Origin of the sequence: Thauera phenylacetica B4P, assembly GCF_000310225.1 — a bacterium.
Classification (GTDB): domain Bacteria; phylum Pseudomonadota; class Gammaproteobacteria; order Burkholderiales; family Rhodocyclaceae; genus Thauera; species Thauera phenylacetica.
Genome location: NZ_AMXF01000534.1, coordinates 1 through 817 on the forward strand (window position 1 = coordinate 1; position 817 = coordinate 817).

At 71.1% G+C, this 817-nt stretch carries 1 protein-coding gene; it reads left to right on the forward strand.

Translation table 11 applies throughout. The annotated features are described in order from the left end of the window. The first annotated feature begins 132 nt into the window (after positions 1 to 132). Positions 133 to 666 (forward strand): DUF3833 domain-containing protein, encoded by a 534-nt coding sequence (locus C667_RS23515; RefSeq protein WP_004391165.1) that lies wholly within the window; start codon positions 133 to 135, stop codon positions 664 to 666. Positions 667 to 817 lie beyond the last annotated feature (151 nt).

Sequence of the window (817 nt, forward strand, 5' to 3'; positions counted from 1 at the left end):
GCCGCTGGCGCCGTGTGCCGGCCCGGCGGAGTCCGCCGCGCGCGGGGCGGAGCGGTCGTAGGCGCGAGGCGAGCCGCGACGGCTGCGGGGCGGGCGTGCGGAGAGGCTGGATCTGGCTGGAGGAGAAGAGAGATGAAGCGTTTTTTCCTGATGTGCGTGGCCCTGCTGGGGCTCTGGGGGTGTAGCAGCGTGAATATCGACGAATACCGTGCCGAGACGCCCGTGCTCGAGCTGCGCGACTACTTCGACGGCACGATCGACGCCTGGGGCATGTTCCAGGATCGCTCGGGCAAGGTGGTCAAGCGCTTCCACGTGCTCATCGACGCGCGCTGGCAGGGCGACACCGGCACGCTCGACGAGCGCTTCACCTATTCCGACGGCACGACCCAGCGCCGCGTGTGGACGATCACCCGGCTCGGCCCGGGGCGTTACAGCGGCCGTGCCGACGACGTGGTCGGCGAGGCCACCGGCGAGGCGGCCGGCAACGCGCTGCGCTGGCGCTACGTGCTGGCGCTGCCGGTGGATGGCAAGGTCTACAACGTGGACTTCGACGACTGGATGTTCCTGATGGATGACCAGGTCATGCTCAACCGCTCGCTGATGAGCAAGTGGGGCTTCCGCCTCGGCGAGGTCACGCTGTCCTTCCACAAGAGGCCGCGTCCGTGACCACGCCTGCCGTCCGCCGCGGCTGGTTCGCGCCGCTCAACGCGCCGATCCGCGAGTGGGCGGGGCGGCGGGTGTGGATCGTGGGCGCGTCGTCCGGCATCGGCGAGGCGCTCGCGCTCGCGCTCGCTCGCCGCGGCGCGCGCCTGGCGCT

Bases quoted from the DNA above. Each gene is read 5' to 3' on its own strand.
- C667_RS23515 (WP_004391165.1), top strand. From the start codon at position 133: ATGAAGCGTTTTTTCCTGATGTGCGTGGCCCTGCTGGGGCTCTGGGGG.